At 62.2% G+C, this 18,606-nt stretch carries 15 protein-coding genes; all 15 read left to right on the top strand.

The window, feature by feature from the left end:
* Nucleotides 1-93: 93 nt before the first annotated feature.
* Complete coding sequence (locus tag BLR63_RS05955; RefSeq protein WP_231998138.1) at nucleotides 94-360, top strand: phage GP46 family protein; 267 nt, start codon at nucleotides 94-96, stop codon at nucleotides 358-360.
* Between the two features lies 1 nt (nucleotide 361).
* Nucleotides 362-1,432: a baseplate J/gp47 family protein gene (locus tag BLR63_RS05950; RefSeq protein ID WP_010564638.1), complete on the top strand. Its 1,071-nt coding sequence runs from the start codon at nucleotides 362-364 to the stop codon at nucleotides 1,430-1,432.
* A complete protein-coding gene (locus BLR63_RS05945) occupies nucleotides 1,429-2,004 on the top strand; it encodes a YmfQ family protein (RefSeq protein ID WP_010564637.1) in 576 nt (191 codons plus the stop codon). Before BLR63_RS05950 ends, BLR63_RS05945 begins: the two co-directional genes overlap by 4 nt.
* A complete protein-coding gene (locus BLR63_RS31775) occupies nucleotides 2,004-3,509 on the top strand; it encodes a hypothetical protein (RefSeq protein WP_010564636.1) in 1,506 nt (501 codons plus the stop codon). The genes BLR63_RS05945 and BLR63_RS31775 overlap by 1 nt, the downstream gene beginning before the upstream one ends.
* On the top strand, nucleotides 3,506-3,865 hold the full coding sequence (locus BLR63_RS05935) for a tail fiber assembly protein (protein ID WP_010564635.1): 360 nt from the start codon (nucleotides 3,506-3,508) through the stop codon (nucleotides 3,863-3,865). The genes BLR63_RS31775 and BLR63_RS05935 overlap by 4 nt, the downstream gene beginning before the upstream one ends.
* A 585-nt stretch (nucleotides 3,866-4,450) precedes the next feature.
* Nucleotides 4,451-4,732 carry a peptidylprolyl isomerase gene (locus BLR63_RS05930; protein WP_010564634.1) on the top strand — a complete coding sequence of 94 codons (282 nt, stop codon included), beginning with the start codon at nucleotides 4,451-4,453 and terminating at the stop codon, nucleotides 4,730-4,732.
* A gap of 130 nt (nucleotides 4,733-4,862) precedes the next feature.
* Entirely contained in the window at nucleotides 4,863-6,722 is a 1,860-nt protein-coding gene (locus BLR63_RS05925) for an extracellular solute-binding protein (protein ID WP_010564633.1), read from the top strand.
* Entirely contained in the window at nucleotides 6,722-7,783 is a 1,062-nt protein-coding gene (locus BLR63_RS05920; protein ID WP_010564632.1) for a microcin C ABC transporter permease YejB, read from the top strand. The genes BLR63_RS05925 and BLR63_RS05920 overlap by 1 nt, the downstream gene beginning before the upstream one ends.
* Nucleotides 7,783-8,805, top strand: a complete 1,023-nt coding sequence (locus BLR63_RS05915) for an ABC transporter permease (RefSeq protein ID WP_010564631.1) — start codon at nucleotides 7,783-7,785, stop codon at nucleotides 8,803-8,805. Before BLR63_RS05920 ends, BLR63_RS05915 begins: the two co-directional genes overlap by 1 nt.
* A gap of 10 nt (nucleotides 8,806-8,815) precedes the next feature.
* The gene (locus BLR63_RS05910) at nucleotides 8,816-10,393 is read left to right on the top strand and encodes an ABC transporter ATP-binding protein (protein ID WP_010564630.1); all 1,578 of its coding nucleotides are present in this window, start codon (nucleotides 8,816-8,818) and stop codon (nucleotides 10,391-10,393) included.
* Nucleotides 10,394-10,403: 10 nt separating this feature from the next.
* Nucleotides 10,404-11,801: a sigma-54 interaction domain-containing protein gene (locus BLR63_RS05905; RefSeq protein WP_010564629.1), complete on the top strand. Its 1,398-nt coding sequence runs from the start codon at nucleotides 10,404-10,406 to the stop codon at nucleotides 11,799-11,801.
* A gap of 295 nt (nucleotides 11,802-12,096) precedes the next feature.
* Nucleotides 12,097-13,488, top strand: a complete 1,392-nt coding sequence (locus BLR63_RS05900) for a GntP family permease (RefSeq protein WP_010564628.1) — start codon at nucleotides 12,097-12,099, stop codon at nucleotides 13,486-13,488.
* A 7-nt stretch (nucleotides 13,489-13,495) separates the two neighbouring features.
* A complete protein-coding gene (locus BLR63_RS05895) occupies nucleotides 13,496-14,269 on the top strand; it encodes a 3-hydroxybutyrate dehydrogenase (protein WP_010564627.1) in 774 nt (257 codons plus the stop codon).
* A 64-nt stretch (nucleotides 14,270-14,333) separates the two neighbouring features.
* Entirely contained in the window at nucleotides 14,334-16,292 is a 1,959-nt protein-coding gene (locus BLR63_RS05890; RefSeq protein ID WP_010564626.1) for an acetoacetate--CoA ligase, read from the top strand.
* A 137-nt stretch (nucleotides 16,293-16,429) separates the two neighbouring features.
* The gene (locus BLR63_RS05885; protein ID WP_010564625.1) at nucleotides 16,430-18,586 is read left to right on the top strand and encodes a PAS domain-containing protein; all 2,157 of its coding nucleotides are present in this window, start codon (nucleotides 16,430-16,432) and stop codon (nucleotides 18,584-18,586) included.
* The last annotated feature ends 20 nt before the right edge of the window (nucleotides 18,587-18,606 follow it).

The following is an 18,606-nucleotide window of genomic DNA, read 5'->3' as shown; positions in this document are numbered from 1 at the left end:
TGCCAGCCTATGGACGCAGGCATAAACCCAACTACAGGCGACTTGACGGGCCAGCGTATAAAAACGCTGGCAAACGCCGTCTACGTACGCCTTATGACCCCCCTCGGAACCTGGTGGAAAGATCCCAACCTGGGCTCCCGCCTGCACGAACTCCGCCGCGAAAAAGACCTCCCTCGGGTGGGCATCCTTGCCAAGCAATACGCCGAGCAAGCGCTCAAGCCTCTGCTGGACGACGGCCGCGCAAAGGCGATCACCATAACTGCCGAGCAGCCCCATAACGGCTGGCTCACGCTGCAAATCGACATCATCGACGCCACCGGCAATCCGCAGGTGTTTCGCCAACCTGTAAGGGTGATTTGACATGGCCTTTTCCGCTCCCAATCTTGAGACCATCCTGGCAGGCATTCTGCGGGACATTAAAGCGCTCAACGATGAAGCCGACATCGGTACCGACAGCGACCACTACATCCGGTCTGCGGCCATTGCCGCTACTATCGAAGGCCTATATCAGAAGCTGGCCTGGACCTATCGCCAGATATTCCCGGACACTGCCGATGAGGAAGAGCTGGTGCATGCCGCTGCCATTCGTGGTGTTCCGCTCAAGGCACCGGTCGCGGCCACTGGCACCGTGGATTTGAAGGGCACTCAAGGTGTTGAGCTGCTACAAGGCTCGACCTTGACCCATCGCACGACAGGGCAACAGTTCGATAGTCTGGTTAGCGCGATACTTGGCACTGACGGCACCGCGACAGTCCAAGTTAGGGCTCAAACCGTGGGTGCCTCACTCAACGGTTTGACCGGCGACTTGGTCCTCACCAGCCCGCCGTTGGGCATGGACGCCACCGCTAGTTTCATCGGAGAAACTACCGGTGGCGAGGATCAGGAGAAGCCCGAGTCGCTGCTCGCCCGACTGCTCGACATCATTCAGTCGCCACCTGCGGGCGGCACCGTTTACGACTTCAAGCGCTGGGCTAAAGAGGTCGATGGCGTGGCTGACGCCCTGGTCCTGCCTGGCCGTCGAGGCGGCGGCACCGTTGACCTGGTCATCACCGCCAGCACCGGCAACCCTTCTGCCGAGGTCATCGCTCTATGTAAGGAACACGTGCTGAGCCTGTGTTCAGTCATTGCGGACGTATGGGTCTTTGCCCCAACCATACGGAGCGTCGACTCCATTGCACTGGTTGAAGTGGCCGACGGCTACACCTTGGCAGATGTGCAGGTAGCTGCACAGGCCGGTTACAACGCGCTGCTGGGTGCAATGAAGCCACGCGAGACACTCAAGCGCTCGCAGATAGAAGCCATGATCAACAACCTGGCAGGTGTCATTGACAGATCTGTTACAGAGCCCGTGGGCAACGTCAAAGCTTCTGACGATCCGCTTCTGGTCGGTTGGATTCGGCCAGGCACCATCACTCTGGGCCTGCTGGAATGACTGCTCTAGCAGATCAGCTACGGCTGCTGTTGCCTCCCGTCTCTTACGACGGCACGGCGCCGCTGCTGTCTGCCGCCATTGAGGCTGAGGCTAATGCTCTGACCCAATCGGACGTGCAGGCCGAGGCGGTTTACAGCGCAATTTTTGCTGACTCAGGCATGGGACTGGCTGACTGGGAGCGTGTGCTGGCTTTGCCGGACCCGTGCCTTTTCGGCGTGGCGCAGTCCGTCCGCCAGCGCGTCCAGGCTGTTGTCAGCAAGCTGCAAGCCCGTGGCGGTCAGAGCAAATCCTTTTTCATCGCCCTGGCTAAGTCTCTCGGCTACGACATTACCATCACTACCTTTCGGCCCGCCCGTGCGGGCATTGCGCGAGCGGGCGACGCCATCTATGGCGGCGACTGGAACTACGCGTGGCGGGTCAATGCCCCCGCAGTGACCGTCAGCTATGCCGTTGCGGGAATGTCCGCTGCTGGTGATCCGCTAGCTGCCTGGGGCAACAAATCACTTGAGTGCCGACTTAGCCAGATGAAACCGGCTGAGTCCATTTTGCTATTTGGCTATGGAGACAACTGATGCAGAAAATCGGAGATAGCACCAGCACTGCGAATGGTGCGAAGGAGTTCACAAAGGGGCAGCCAGGCACTGGTGTAGATGCCACGGTCATCACTGCCGAGTGGCTGAACGCCATTCAGCGGGAGTTGGTGAATCTTGTGTTAGGTGGTGGTCTGACCATCGTGCCTGGTGATGATTCTCAGGTACTTAAGGCGATTCAGGCTATCCAGCTCGCCGCAGTTACCTGGGCAAAGCTCGGGGGCAAGCCGACTACCGTTAGCGGCTTTGGCATCACCGATGCGTTCACCAAAACAGAGACAGCAACTGCAATCCAAAAGGCGGTTTCTGACCTCGTTGACTCGTCGCCTGCCGCACTCGACACCTTGAAAGAACTGGCTGAAGCCTTGGGCAATGACCCTAACTTCGCCACTACCGTAACTAACGCACTTGCTAGCAAGGCTGCAAAAGCGACGAGCCTGGCAGGGTACGGCATCATTGATGCTTATTCTAAAGGGGTTACGTATTCCAGGGCAGAGGTTGAGGATCTGCTAGCCCTGGAGGTTGGAAGACTAAAAGCGATTCCTATCTTTAGCCGCCATCAAAAGCTATCAGTTTGGGCTACTGGAACCAATTCAGTTATCTCTTTGAAAGCTGAGAAGCTCGTTATAGGTAGTGGGAGTGCCGTTCAGGCTGTGGGTCGAGTTGAACAAAGCCTCAATATGCAGAGTAGTGGGTTGGGCGGGCTGGATGTTGGGGTCGTGGCTCCTTCAAGCTGTTACGGTGCATGGGTTGCAACAAACGGAGAGTCGGTTGCAGCCACGGCAGCATTGATGCCAGTGCTATTGGGATCCACCACGCTAGGTTCCCCGGTTATCACTGGCCTACCCAGTACTGCCTCTATGCGTGTTGGCATGCAGTTCAGCAGCGCGTTGTTCCCCTGGGGTGTGACGATCAAGTCGATTGACTCGGCCAGCCAAATAACTGCAAGCCATTCGGCATTAGCGACGGCGGCTTCGGACAACCTGCGTTTTGCATACGAGCCGGTGCTGCCCGCTGGTTATATCGCAAGCCGGTTTAGCTCGTTTTTTACTGACAGCAGTGCAAATAAGTTTCCTTTGTCATACACGCAGTGGAATCGTTTTGTTCGTATTCGTCCTGCTGCTGCAACCAACGTCGTTACGCTGCCAGGTATGGTAAGCGGTGTGCAGGGGAATCCATCTCATCCTCCGACCTTTGTGCCGGTAGCGCTGGGAGCGTTTGTCCCGCCTACAGCCTTAAAAATCTCGCTCACGCTATATGGCTACCTTTCGAACTCTTCGTTGATTGCGGCGCCAAATCCCGGACATTACGGCGTGATTTATACACCTATTGGTGCATCTCCTTTGCATCTTAGTCAGGGGGCTTCTGCTGGCGCCACGCATGTTGCCGCCAGCGGAGAAATGGTGCCCGAACGGGGATATATCTTTTATGCGTCAAACGCAGGAGCTTCTGGTTTGGTGCTAGGCGGCTGGGAGGATGATGTATGAGTGGTTTTGCAGTGCGTAACGATGGTGAGTTCGGATGGCGTTCGGTTGGTGGGCCTGCGGACCTATTCTCTAATGAGGTTTATTCTAAGGTCGAACCCCCAGCATTAGTGCTTTCACCGCCCAGCGTGGAAGAGCTTGCAGTTAAAGCTAAAGTCAAGCGCGACCAATTTCTGGCAGTTGCTGCAAACCGGATGGGGCCTTTGCAAGACGCGGTAGAGGTCGGCGGGGCTACTGACGAAGAGGTGAGTCGTCTGGCGCTATGGAAGGCTTACCGGATTGAGCTGAATCGAATCGAAGGCCAAGAGGCATTCCCGGTAGATATAAGCTGGCCCGTCTCCCCTGATGACTCTGTCTGAAGCTTATGTGCAAATCCGCGGCAGGGGCGCGGTGCCAATTGTTCCGCTAAAACGCGTCAAAACTGCCTTAGATGCACTATGCCAAGTGTCTCGCTAAGCGGTGCCAAATCCGGCGCGCGCTTACAGCTCCAGCTCTTGCTCTGCTTTTGCTCTGCTTTTGACTTTGATCTCAGACGCCCCATCAACCACGCTGGCCGAACGCAGGTTTGAATCCGTGGGTAACCCGGCAGGACGCCGGGTTAGCCGTCCTGGGCCATGGATGGCCCATGACGGCGGCCCACGGATTCAAGCCTGCGTTCGGGCACACCGAGCACTAGCGAGGTGCCGAGTGGTGGGGCAAGAGCCCTTTGGTTACTTTGGGGCTTTTCCAAAGTGACCCGCTGTAAGAGCGGAACCCTAAGCCGCCGTGACCTCAATAACGGATATGTACTCGGTCCCCAGCAACCTGTCAGACCGCCACAGGAGCAAGCTCACTCGCCACAAAAGCTCCGCACATCGCCCTCACCCCCCCCTCGCGGAACTTTGCCAGGAAATAACCGCCTGAATCCGGTAGGCTCACCCTTTTCACTCAAGGAGTTAATCCCCATGGCCAAAGCCACCGCCCGCCACATCCTCGTTTCCACTGAAGAAAAGTGCAACGAACTCAAAGCCCAGATCGAAGGCGGCGCCGATTTCGCAGAAGTCGCCAAAGCCAACTCCAGCTGCCCGTCCAGCCGCCAAGGCGGTGACCTGGGTTCGTTCGGTCCAGGCCAAATGGTCAAAGAATTCGACACCGTCGTATTCAGCGCCCCGGTCAACACCGTGCAAGGCCCGGTGAAAACCCAGTTCGGTTATCACCTGCTGGAAGTCACCAGCCGCCAGGACTGATCCAGTCCGCGCTGAGGCTTCATACAACGGCCCGCCTTTTGGTGGGCCGTTGTGCATGGGATGACTGGCGATGCTCTGGCCGTTAGCGTACAAAGCCCTATTCTTCTCCTCCCGGCGCTCAAGGCTGATAATGCGACTGGCTTTTTCGACTCTATTTAGCTCCACCCTGGCCCTGCTGCTGGCCAGCACCGCTGTGATCGCGGCCCCGCAAACCTATCTGACCGTGTACGGCGAACCGGCCAAATACCCCGCCGGCTTCAGCCATTTCGACTACACCAACCCCAACGCCCCCAAGGGCGGCAGCCTGCGGCGTTCGGCCATCGAGATCGGGCGTTTCGACCACGTACTGCCCTATATCGACAAAGGCATCGGCGTGTCCCAGGTCGACGGCTGGCTGTATTCGCCCCTGGCCCAGCGCTCCCTGGATGAGCCCTACACGGTCTACGGCCTGGTGGCCGAGAAGATGGACCGCGCCGACGACGGCCTGTCGCTGCGCTTCTACCTCAACCCCAAGGCACGTTTCGCCGATGGCACGCCGATCACCGCCGAAGACGTGCGCTACAGCTTCGACCTGCTGATGACCCAGGGCAGCCTGCGCTTTCGCACGGTGTTCGCCGACGTCAAGCACGTCGAGGTCGAAGGCCCGCGCCAGGTGCGCTTCGATTTTTCCAGCAACGAAAACCGCACCCTGCCCCTGGATATCGCCGTCCTGCCGGTATTCCCCGAACACTGGTGGAAAACCCGCGACTTCGCCAACGGCGGCGGCTACGAAGCCCCGCTGGGCAGCGGCCCGTACAAGATCAGCAAAATCGACGCCGGCAGCACCATCACCTTCACCCGCGACCCGAACTGGTGGGGCAAGGACTTGCCCGTCAGCCGTGGCCTGTACAACTTCGATCACCTGAGCCTGGAGTTCTTCGGCGACACCGAGGTGGCGCGCCAGGTGCTGCGCGGTGGCGCCTACGATTTCAACCGTGAGTTCTCCGCCACCGGCTACTCCATCGGCTACAACGGCCCGGCCCTGGACGACGGACGCTTGCAACGCGCGCACTTGGCCAAAGAGATGCCGCAACCGGCCCAGGGCTATGTGTTCAACGTGCAAAACCCGGTGTTCAAGGACCGCCGCGTACGCCAGGCCCTGGCGATGCTGTGGGATTTCGAATGGGCCAACCGGCAGATGATGCGCTCCATGTACATCCGCCAGCAGAGCTTTTTCTCCAACAGTCCACTGGCCGCCACCCAACTGCCCAGCCCGGAAGAACTGGCGATCCTGGAACCCCTGCGCGGCCAGGTGCCCGACGAGGTGTTCACCCAGGTGTTCAAGGCGCCGGTCACCGATGGCAGCGGCATGATCCGCGACAAGCAACTGCAAGCCCTGGCGCTGCTCGAGGAAGCAGGCTGGAAACCCGACGGCGACAAGCTGGTCAACGCCGAAGGCGAGCCGCTGGAGTTCACCTTCCTCAATGCCCAGGCCGGCCTGGAGCGCCTGTTGCTGCCGTACAAGCGCAACCTGGCGCAGATCGGAATAACCCTGAACATCCGCCGCATCGACTCCTCGCAGTACGTCAACCGCCTGATGACCCGGGACTACGACATGATCGTCACCGGTTTCCCGGTCACCACCTCGCCGGGCATGGAGCTGTATAACTACTTCGGCTCCGCCGCCGCGTTCGACCCCGGCGCCAACAACTACATCGTGCTCAAGGACCCGGCGGTCGACAGCCTGATCAAGGGCCTGGTCAAAGCCGACACCCAGGCGCAGATGCTCACCTATGCCCACGCCCTCGACCGGGTGCTGCAATGGAATTACCTGTGGATTCCCAATTACTACCCGCCCGGCACCTCGGCGGCGTGGTGGAACCGCTTCGGTCGCCCGGCCATCGAGGCGAAGAATGACGAAGCCCTGGAAACCTGGTGGGAAGTCAGCCCCACGCCACTGACGAACGAACAAATGAAAACCGCGCTGAAAAACCACCCGGGAGCCCGCTGATGTTTGCCTATATCGTGCGGCGCCTGCTGCTGATCATCCCGACGCTGGTGATCATCCTGCTGGTCAATTTCGTGATCGTCCAAGCCGCGCCGGGCGGCCCGGTGGAACAGGCCATCGCCCACCTGCAAGGCATCGGCGGCGGTGCCATCGGCGGTTCCGCCAGCGAAGGTCTCAGCAGCGGCTCCCGCGCCAGCCGTGGCCTGGACCCGAAACTGATCAAAGACATCGAAAAACAATACGGCTTCGACAAGCCCGCACCGGAACGCCTGTGGCTGATGCTCAAGAGCTACGCGCGGCTGGATTTCGGCAATAGCTTCTTTCGCGGCTCGACCGTGACCGACCTGATCCTGGAAAAAATGCCGGTCACCATTTCCCTCGGCCTGTGGGCCACGCTGATCACCTACCTGGTGTCGATCCCCCTGGGGATACGCAAGGCGGTGCGCAACGGCAGCAGCTTCGATGTGTGGAGCAGCACCGCGATCGTCATCGGTTATGCAATGCCGGCGTTTCTGTTCGCGATGTTCCTGATCGTGGTGTTCGCCGGCGGCACCTCGCTGAACTGGTTCCCGGTGCGCGGCCTGGTCTCGGAAAACTTCGATGAGCTGAGCACGGTGGGCAAGATCGCCGACTATTTCTGGCACCTGGTATTGCCGGTCACGTCCCTGGTGATCGGTGGGTTCGCCACCCTGACCATCCTCACCAAAAACTCGTTCCTCAACGAAATCACGCGTCAGTACGTGGTCACCGCCCGCGCCAAAGGCTTGAGCGAACGGCAGGTGCTGTACGGCCATGTGTTCCGCAATGCCATGCTGCTGGTGATCTCGGGGATTCCCCAGGCGTTCATCAGCGTGTTCTTTGCCGGCTCCCTGCTGATCGAAGTGATCTTCTCCCTCGACGGCCTGGGGCGCATGAGCTACGAGGCCGCCGTGTCCCGCGATTACCCGGTGGTGTTCGGTTCGCTGTTTATCTTCACCCTGTTCGGCCTCTTGATAAAACTGATCGGCGACCTCTGCTACACCCTGGTGGACCCGCGTATCGACTTCGCCGCGAGGAACGCCTGATGCTCAATTTGTCTCCCGTGGCCCGTCGACGTTTCGAGCGGTTCAAGAAGAACCGCCGTGGCTGGTGGTCGCTGTGGCTGTTCATCGGCCTGTTCATCCTGACCCTGGGCGGCGAGTTGATCGCCAACGACAAGCCCTTGGTGCTGAGCTTCAAGAACGAGCTGTATTTCCCCGTGTTCAAGCGCTACACCGAGCAGCAATTCGGCGGCCAGTTGCCGTTCCAGGCCGATTACCGCAGCGACTATGTGCAAAAGCTGATCAAGCAGGACGGCGGCTGGATGCTGTTCCCGCCGGTCCCGTTCAGCGACGACACGCCCAACTACGAACTGACCCGCCCGGCCCCGAGCCCGCCGTCGGCGGTGAACTGGCTGGGTACCGATGACCAGTCGCGGGACGTGCTGGCGCGGGTGATCTTCGGGGCGCGGGTGTCGATCCTGTTCGCCCTGGCGCTCACCGCGATCAGCGCGTCCATCGGCATTGCCGCCGGCGCCTTGCAGGGTTACTACGGCGGCTGGGTCGACCTGATCGGCCAGCGCGTGCTGGAGGTGTGGTCGGGGCTGCCGGTGCTGTACCTGCTGATCATCCTGTCGGGCTTTGTCGAGCCGAATTTCTGGTGGCTGCTGGGGATCATGGCGCTGTTTTCCTGGCTGGCCCTGGTGGACGTGGTGCGCGCCGAGTTCCTGCGCGGGCGCAACCTGGAATACGTCAAGGCCGCGCGGGCCCTGGGCCTGGGCGATGGCAAGATCATTCGCCGGCACATCCTGCCCAACGCCATGACCGCCACCCTGAGCTACCTGCCGTTCATCCTGACCGGAGCGATTTCCACCTTGAGCGCCCTGGATTTCCTCGGCTTCGGCATGCCGGCGGGCAGCGCGTCCCTTGGCGAGTTGATCGCCCAGGGCAAGCAAAACCTGCAAGCGCCGTGGCTGGGGCTGACGGCCTTTTTCACCTTGGCGCTGATCCTGTCGCTGCTGGTATTTATCGGCGAGGCGTTGCGTGACGCCTTCGACCCCCGTTCATGAGTGAGTGCGTATGAGCGACAACCTGATCGAGATCCGCGACCTGTGCGTCGCCTTCGGCGGCCAGTCCGTGGTACGCAACCTGAGCCTGGACGTGCGCCCTGGCGAGTGCCTGGCGCTGGTTGGCGAGTCGGGCTCGGGCAAGTCGGTAACGGCCCTTTCGATCCTGCAACTGCTGCCCGAAGCCGGTACCGAAACCCGTGGTTCGGTGAAGTACCGTGGCCAGGAGCTGATCGGCGCATCGGCGAGCACCCTGCAAAAGCTGCGCGGCGACCGCATCGCCATCATCTTCCAGGAGCCGATGACCTCCCTCAACCCGCTGCACAGCATCGAAAAGCAGATCGGCGAAACCCTGCTGTTGCACAAGGGCCTGGGCGGCAAGGCGGCGCAGGCGCGCATCCTCGAACTGCTGGAGCTGGTGGGCATCCAGAAACCCGAGGAACGCCTCAAGGCTTATCCGCACCAACTCTCCGGCGGCCAGCGCCAGCGGGTAATGATCGCCATGGCCCTGGCCTGCGAGCCGCAACTGCTGATCGCCGACGAACCCACCACGGCGCTGGACGTGACCGTGCAGCGCAAGATCCTGCTGCTGCTCAAATCCCTGCAGCAACGCCTGGGCATGTCGCTGTTGCTGATCAGCCACGACCTCAACCTGGTGCGCAGCATGGCCCAGCGGGTGTGCGTGATGCATGCCGGCGAGATCGTCGAGCAAGCCGACTGCGAGACCTTGTTCACCGCGCCGCAACACCCCTACAGCCAACTGCTGCTGGACGCGGAACCGTCGGGTGAACCGGTGTGCAGCGAAGCGCGCGAAACGGTGCTGGAGGTGCATGACCTGACCGTGCAATTCCCCCTCGGCGGCGGGCTGTTCCAACGCAAGACCTACCTGCGCGCGGTGGACGGCATCAGCCTGAGCGTGCAGCGCGGCAAGACGCTGGGGATCGTCGGCGAGTCCGGCTCGGGCAAGTCGACCCTGGGCCAGGCGATCCTGCGCCTGCTGGATTCCACTGGCAGCATCCGCTTCCAGGGCGTGGCGCTCGAGTCGCTCAACCACCATCAGATGCGCCCGTGGCGCAAGCAGATGCAGGTAGTGTTCCAGGACCCTTATGGCAGCCTCAGCCCGCGCATGTCGGTGCAGCAGATCATCAGCGAAGGCCTGGAAGTGCATGCGCCGTGCAGCCTGGCCGAGTGTGATGCGCAAGTGATCCAGGTGCTCAAGGACGTCGGCCTCGACCCCGCCAGCCGGCATCGCTACCCCCACGAGTTTTCCGGCGGCCAGCGTCAGCGCATCGCCATCGCCCGCGCCCTGGTGCTCAAGCCGGCGCTGATGTTGCTGGACGAACCCACCTCGGCCCTCGACCGCACGGTGCAGAAACAAGTGGTGGCGCTGTTGCGCGAGCTGCAGGAAAAATACGGCCTGACCTACCTGTTCATCAGCCATGACCTGGCCGTGGTGCGCGCCATGGCCCACGACATGATTGTGATCAAGGACGGCAAGGTGGTGGAGCGCGGCGCCAGCCACGACGTGTTCGAAGCGCCGCAACACCCGTACACCAAGGAACTGCTGGCCGCCGCACGCATGCCGTTGTAGGAGCGAGAACATGAACATCACCGATAGCCTCAAGGATTACGAACAGGTTCGCGGCCTGGCGATCCGGTCTCTGTTCGAGATCATCGAGCAGTCCAGCGAAGGCACGGTGATTGTCGACCGCGACGCGAATATCGTCTGGATGAACGAGCGCTACGCCAAACGCTTCGGTCTCAAAAGCGCCGATGAGGCCATCGGCCAGCCCTGCGAACAGGTGATTTCCAACAGCCTGTTGCGCCAGGTGGTGCGCACCGACCAGCCGATCCTGCTGGATATCCAGGACACGCCCAAAGGCCCGCTGGTGGTGATGCGCCTGCCGATCCACAACGACGCGGGCGCGGTGATCGGCGCCATCGGCTTTGCGCTGTTCGATGAACTGCGCAACCTGTCGCCGCTGATCGAGCGTTACCTGAGCATGCAGCAGGAACTGGCGTCCACCCGTTCGCTGCTGCGCAAGCGCCAGAGCAAGTACAACTTCGCGCACTTTATCGGCACCAGCGCCGCCAGCCTGGAAGTCAAACGCCGCGCACGGCGCAGTGCGAGTGCCGAGTCGCCGGTGTTGCTGCTGGGGGAAACCGGCACCGGCAAGGAGTTGCTGGCCCAGGCGATTCACGGCGCATCGCCCCGCGCGAACAAGGCATTCGTCAGCATCAACAGCGCCGCGATCCCCCATGACCTGCTCGAAGCCGAGTTCTTTGGCACAGCGCCAGGTGCGTTCACCGGCGCCGACCGCAAGGGCCGTCCGGGCAAATTCCAGATCGCCCAGGGCGGTACGTTGTTCCTCGACGAAATCGGCGACATGCCCCTGCCGCTGCAAAGCAAACTGCTGCGGGTGTTGCAGGAGAAGGAATTCGAGCCGGTGGGTTCCAACGAGATGCTGCACAGCGATGTGCGCGTGATTGCCGCCACGTCCATGGACCTGGAAGCGGCGATCAAGCGCGGCGAGTTTCGCGCCGACCTGTATTACCGGCTCAATGTGCTGCCGATCCAGGTGCCGCCGTTGCGTGAACGACTGGAGGATATTCCGGCGCTGAGCGAGGCGATCCTCGAGGACCTGCACAGCCACCACGAGCTGGACCGCGAGGCCCTGGCGTTGCTGGCCCAACATGCGTGGCCGGGGAATATCCGTGAATTGCGTAACGTGCTGGAACGCGCGGCGTTGTTGAGCGATGACCTGGTGCTGAACGCCGCCGAGATTCGCGCGGCCATCGGCACGTTCAGCCCGGTGACGCGCAGCGACGTGCAGACCGTCGAGGGCGAGACCTTCGCCGCCGCGCGGGAGCGCTTCGACCGGCAGGTGATCGCGGCGGCGCTCGAGGCCGGCGGTGGGAATGTGGTTCACGCCGCCAGGCAGTTGGGGCTTGGCCGGTCGACCTTGTACAAGAAGATGGTCGCCTTGGGCATCGCCTGATCTCCAAACAGAGACACCATTCTCCAGACAGAGACATTCCTTGTGGGAGGGGGCTTGCTCCCGATAGCAGTGTTCCAGTCAACGCATTTGCCGACTGACACACCGCTATCGGAAGCAAGCCCCCTCCCACATGGGTTCCCGGCTTGTCTCGATATCGAGACACACCCGGCAACCCTGTTCCGAATACTAAGAAATATCTATATAAATCAATAAATTGCAAACATGGCACGCATCTCGCTATGGCCCTTCCCCACCGCTTCACCCCACAAAAATAACAATCCGATGGAGACACACCATGAGTGTGATCATTGCCCTGGCAGCCCTCGCGCTGCTGATGCTGGCTGCCTACCGTGGCTATAGCGTTATCCTGTTTGCCCCCATCGCCGCCCTCGGCGCTGTGCTGCTCACCGATCCTTCTGCGGTCGCCCCTGCGTTTACCGGGGTGTTCATGGAGAAAATGGTCGGTTTCATCAAGCTGTATTTCCCAGTGTTCTTGCTCGGTGCAGTGTTCGGCAAGCTGATCGAGCTGTCGGGCTTTTCGCGCTCGATCGTGGCGGCGGCGATCCGCCTGCTCGGCACGCGCCAGGCGATGCTGGTGATTGTGCTGGTGTGCGCCCTGCTCACCTACGGCGGCGTATCGCTGTTCGTGGTGGTGTTCGCGGTGTACCCGTTCGCGGCGGAGATGTTCCGCCAGAGCGATATCCCCAAGCGCCTGATCCCGGCGACCATCGCCCTCGGTGCGTTCTCGTTCACCATGGACGCCCTGCCCGGCACGCCGCAGATCCAGAACATCATCCCCAGCACGTTCTTCAACACCACCGCCTGGGCCGCGCCGTGGCTGGGGCTGATAGGCACGCTCTTCGTGTTCTGCACCGGCATGCTTTACCTGGCGCGCCAGCGCAACAAGGCGCAACGGGCCGGTGAAGGCTACGGCACCGAGCTGCGCAACGAGCCGGAAACCGCCGAGAACCTGACCTTGCCCAACCCCTGGATCGCGCTGTCGCCGCTGATTCTGGTGGGGGTGATGAACCTGTTGTTCACCCACTGGATTCCACAGTGGTACGGCAAGACCCACAGCCTCAGCCTGCCGGGCATGAGCGCGCCGGTGACCACCGACATCGCCAAGCTCACCGCGATCTGGGCGGTGCAGGCGGCGTTGCTGGTGGGCATCATCATGGTGCTGGTGTTCGGCTGGTCGGCGATCAAAAGCAAGCTCGCCGAAGGCAGTAAAAGTGCGGTCAGCGGTGCGCTGCTGGCGGCGATGAACACCGCATCGGAATACGGCTTCGGTGCGGTGATCGCCTCGCTGCCAGGCTTTTTGGTGCTAGCGGACTGGCTCAAGGGCATCCCCAACCCACTGGTCAACGAAGCGATCACCGTGACCCTGCTGGCGGGCATCACCGGCTCGGCGTCCGGCGGCATGAGCATCGCCCTGGCGGCGATGTCCGAGAGTTTCATTGCAGCGGCCCATGCGGCCAATATCCCCCTTGAAGTGCTGCACCGGGTCGCGGCCATGGCCAGCGGCGGCATGGACACCCTGCCCCATAACGGCGCGGTGATCACCCTGCTGGCGGTCACCGGGCTGACCCACCGCGAAGCCTACAAGGACATTTTCGGCATCACGATCATCAAGACCCTCGCGGTGTTCGTGGTGATCGGTACTTTCTACGCCACTGGCATTGTGTGAGGTTTTCATGACGAACTTGAATGGCAAGACCGCCCTGGTCACCGGCTCCACCAGCGGCATCGGCCTGGGGATAGCGCTGAGCCTGGCAAAAGCCGGCGCCAACCTGATCCTCAACGGCTTTGGCGACGCCAGCGCGGTGATCGCCCAAGTGCAGGCGTTCGGCGGCAAGGTCGGGCATCACCCGGCGGACGTCAGCGACCCGGCGCAGATCGCCGACATGTTCGCCTATGCCGAGCGCGAGTTCGGCGGCGTGGACATTCTGGTGAACAACGCCGGCATCCAGCATGTGGCGGCGGTGGAAGAGTTCCCGGTGGAGCGCTGGGACGCGATCATCGCGATCAACCTGTCCTCGGTGTTCCACAGCACGCGCCTGAGCTTGCCGCGCATGAAGGCCAAGGGCTGGGGACGCATCGTCAATATCGCCTCGGTGCACGGCCTGGTCGGTTCGGTGGGCAAGGCGGCGTATGTGGCGGCCAAGCATGGCGTGATCGGCTTGACTAAGGTGGTGGGCCTGGAGACCGCCACCAGCAACGTGACCTGCAACGCGATCTGCCCCGGCTGGGTGCTGACGCCGCTGGTGCAGAAGCAGATCGACGATCGCGCGGCCAACGGCGTCGACCCGCAGCAGGCACAACATGATCTACTGGCGGAAAAGCAACCGTCGCTGGAGTTCGTCACACCGCCGCAACTGGGCGAGCTGGTGCTGTTTTTATGCAGCGAAGCCGGCGCCCAAGTGCGCGGCGCGGCATGGAACATCGACGGCGGCTGGCTGGCCCAATAAACCCAAACCTGTAGGAGCCGGCAAGCCGGGCTCCTACAGGTCATAAGAACAAGAGACTTTGCTGATGTCCGAGATTCTCTGGCAACCCTCCCCCGAACGCATCCGCGCGACACGGATGGACCGGTTCCGGCGCTTTATCAATGATCGCCACGGCGTGCAACTGAACGACTACCCGGCCCTGCACCAGTGGAGCATCGACCAGCGTGGCGACTTCTGGCAGGCGATTGTGGCGTTCTTCGACGTGCAGTTTCGCAGCCCGCCCACCACCGCGTTGATCGAAGGCGCCGAGATGCCCAGCGCCCAGTGGTTTCCCGGCGCGACCCTGAACTTCGCTGAACACCTGTTGCGCCGTCGCGACGACCACCCCGCCGTGGTCGCCATCGCGGAAGACGGCCAGCGCGAACAACTGACCTATGCCGAACTCGCCGCCCATGTCGCCGGCCTGCAAAACAGCCTGCGGGCCGCGGGTGTAGGGGTGGGCGACCGGGTCGCCGCATGCATGCCCAACACTTGGCAGACCCTGGTGGGCATGCTGGCCACCACCAGCCTGGGCGCAATCTGGTCATGTTCCTCGCCGGACTTCGGCACCCAGGGCGTGATCGACCGTTTCGGCCAGATCGAACCCAAGGTGCTAATCACCTGCGCCGGCTATCGCTATGCCGGCAAGGACATCGACCAGAGCGCCAAACTGAATGAAATCCTCGAACGCCTGCCGTCCCTGCAACAGCTGATCATCGTGCCGTATACCCGGCCCCAGGCGCGCATCGACGACTACCGCACCCAGGCCCGCGTCGCGTTGTGGAACGATTTTTACACCCCCGGCGGCGCACCGGACTTCGTCGCTGTGCCGTTCGACCATCCGCTGTACATCCTCTATTCCAGCGGCACCACCGGCGTGCCCAAATGCATTGTCCACGGCACTGGCGGCGTGCTGCTCACCCACCTCAAGGAGCACGGCCTGCACGCCGATCTGTCCGACAAGGACTGCCTGTTCTACTACACCACCTGCGGCTGGATGATGTGGAACTGGCTGGTGTCGGTGCTGGCTCTCGGCGCCACAGCGGTGCTGTATGACGGTTCGCCGTTTCATCCCGGGCCGGAGCGCTTGATCGACCTGATCGACGCGGAGCGGATCAACGTGTTCGGCACCAGCCCCAAGTACCTCGCCACCCTGGAAAAGGCCGGGCTGCAACCGCGCCTGAGCCATGACCTGGGCAGCCTCAAGGGCCTGATTTCCACGGGATCGCCGCTGTCGCCCCAGAGCTACGATTACGTGTACCGCGAGATCAAGGGCGAACTGTGCCTGTCGTCGATGTCCGGCGGCACTGACATCGTCTCCTGCTTTGTGATCGGCAACCCGGTGTTGCCGGTGCGTCGCGGTGAAATGCAGTGCAAGAGCCTGGCGATGGCCATCGAGGTGTGGGACGACCAGGGTCACCCGTTGGTCGGGGAAAAAGGCGAACTGGTGTGCACCCGGCACTTCCCGGCCATGCCCATCGGTTTGTGGAACGACGCAGACCAGGCCAAGCTGCGCGCCTCGTATTTCAGCCAGTTCCCCGGCGTGTGGGCCCAGGGCGACTACGCCGAACAGCGGCCCAACGGCAGCCTGTTGATTCACGGGCGCTCCGATGCGGTACTCAACCCCGGCGGTGTGCGCATCGGCACCGCCGAGATTTATCGCCAGGTGGAGAAAGTCCCCCAGGTCCTGGAAAGCCTTGCCATCGGCCAGCGCTGGCAGGACGACGTGCGCGTGGTGCTGTTCGTGCGGCTGGAGGACGGCATCACGCTGGACGATGCCCTGGAACACCAGATCCGCCAGGTGATCCGCGCCAACACCACGCCACGCCATGTGCCGGCGAAGATCCTCGCCGTGAGCGATATCCCGCGCACCATCAGCGGCAAGATCGTCGAACTGGCCGTGCGCAATGTGGTCCATGGCGAACCGGTGAAAAACACCGACGCGCTGGCAAACCCGCAGGCCCTGGCGCAATTTCGCGATCGACCTGAGCTTGCCGAGAGGTGAAAGGTTTCAGCCTTGAGCCGCTCATTTGAAGACAAAACCCCAATGCGTGCTATTTTTCGAGGGGTAGTCAGCCGTTCCCGGGTCCCGGGATAATCCGCTGTTGTCATTTTCAAAGCGTCACGCTCAGGGCTTTTTTCATGAATGGAACATCCACCGGTAGCGAAGCCGCTGCATTGATTGCGCGGCTGGACTGGGCACAAAGCCCGCTCGGTGAGGCCAATGACTGGCCGCAAAGCTTGCGCACAGCCGTAGATATCGTCGTCAACTCGCCGATGCCGATGCTGTTGCTGTGGGGCCGCGAACTCATCCAACTCTACAACGACGGCTTCGCCCGACTGGCAGGCAACAAGCACCCCGGCGCACTGGGCCAGCCGGCGCATGCCACCTGGCCGGAGCTGGAAAGCTTTACCGCGCCGGTCTATGACGCCGTCCTCGGCGGCCAGGTGCGCACCTTCACCGAGCAGCCCTTCGTGCTGCAGCGCAATAACCGCGACACCGAGATCTGGCTCGACCTCACCTACAGCCCGATCCGCGACGAGGGCGGCCAGGTGGCCGGCATTCTGGTCACCGCCATCGAAACCAACGAACGCCGCAGCAAAACCCAGGAACTGCAACAGCGTTCCGAAGACAGCCTCAAGGCCCAGCACAATTCCGAACAACGCCTGCAACTGGCCCTGGCCGCCACCGACGCGGTGGGCACCTGGGATTGGAACATCGGCGAAGATCGCTTTATCGCCGACGCCCACTTCGCCGCCCTGCACGGCGTCGATCCCAGTGACGCCGGGCGCCTGCCCATCAGCGACTACCTGAACGGCGTGCACCCCGAAGACCGGGGCATGGTGGCGCGCAGCATCAAGCACTGCATCACCCACGGCAGCGAATACGCCGAGGAATATCGCCTGCAGCACGCCGACGGCCAGGTGCGCTGGGTCTTCGCCCGTGGCCGCTGCTACAACGATCAGCACGGCCGCCCGACGCGCTTCCTGGGCGCGGCGCTGGATCTGACCGAACGCAAGAACACCGAACAGGCCCTGCGCCACCTCAATGAGAACCTCGAAGAGCGAGTAGCCCAGCGCACCCAGGCGCTGGCCGAGGCCAACCTGCGCCTGCAAAACGAGATGTTCGAACGCGAGCGCGCCGAGGACGCCCTGCGTCATGCACAGAAGATGGAAGCGGTGGGCCAGTTGACCGGCGGCATCGCCCATGACTTCAACAATATGCTCACCGGCATCATCGGCAGCCTGGACCTGATGCAGCGCTACATCGCCGCCGGGCGCAGCGAGGAGATCGGCCGCTTTACCGACGCCGCTGTGTCCTCCGCCCATCGCGCGGCCGCCCTCACCCATCGCCTGCTGGCGTTCTCACGGCGCCAGTCGCTGGACCGCCGCCCGCTGGACCCCAATCAACTGGTGGTGTCCCTGGAGGACCTGTTCCGGCGCACCAAAGGCGCGCACATCGAGCTCAAGGTCCAACTGGGCCGCGACATCTGGCCGGTGAACACCGACGCCAGCCAACTGGAGAACGCCCTGCTCAACCTGGTGATCAATGCCCGCGACGCCATGCCCGACGGCGGCCAACTGCTGATCGAAACCGCCAACAGCTACCTCGATGGCACCGACATCACCACCCTCGAACCGGTCAAGGCCGGCGACTACGTGATGCTGGGCGTGCGCGACAACGGCAGCGGCATGGCGCCGAAGATTCTGGCCAAGGCCTTCGACCCGTTCTTCACCACCAAACCCATCGGCCAGGGCACCGGCCTGGGGTTGTCGATGATCTACGGGTTTGCCCAGCAATCCGGCGGGCATGTGACCATTCAAAGCGAACCGGGCCAGGGCACCTGCGTGCGCCTGTACCTGCCGCGCCTGCACGGCACCGCGCTGCAAAGCCACGCCCCGTCCCATCTGGGCGAAGCGCCCATGGCAATGGCCGGCGAGGCGGTGGTGGTGGTCGAGGACGACCCGGCGGTGCGCATGCTGGTGGTCAATGTCCTCGACGAACTCGGCTATACCGCCCACCAGGCCGCCGATGCTCGCACGGCGCTGCCGCTGCTGGAATCGGACCTGCGCGTGGACTTGCTGGTCACCGACGTCGGCCTGCCCGGTATGAACGGCCGGCAACTGGCGGAAATCGCCCGCCAGTACCGCCCGGGCCTCAAGGTGCTGTTCATGACCGGTTATGCGCAGAAAGCCGCCGAGCGCCAGGGCTTCCTGGAGGACGGCATGGACATGGTGGCCAAGCCGTTTTCCATCGACCTGCTGGCCACCAAAATCCGCAGCATGATCAGCGTTTAAGGATCAGTTCAGGCATAATC

Origin of the sequence: Pseudomonas extremaustralis (genome assembly GCF_900102035.1) — a bacterium.
Classification (GTDB): Bacteria; Pseudomonadota; Gammaproteobacteria; order Pseudomonadales; family Pseudomonadaceae; genus Aquipseudomonas; species Aquipseudomonas extremaustralis.
The sequence above is the reverse complement of the archived record's forward strand: the minus strand, read 5'-3'. Positions and strand labels throughout refer to the sequence as shown.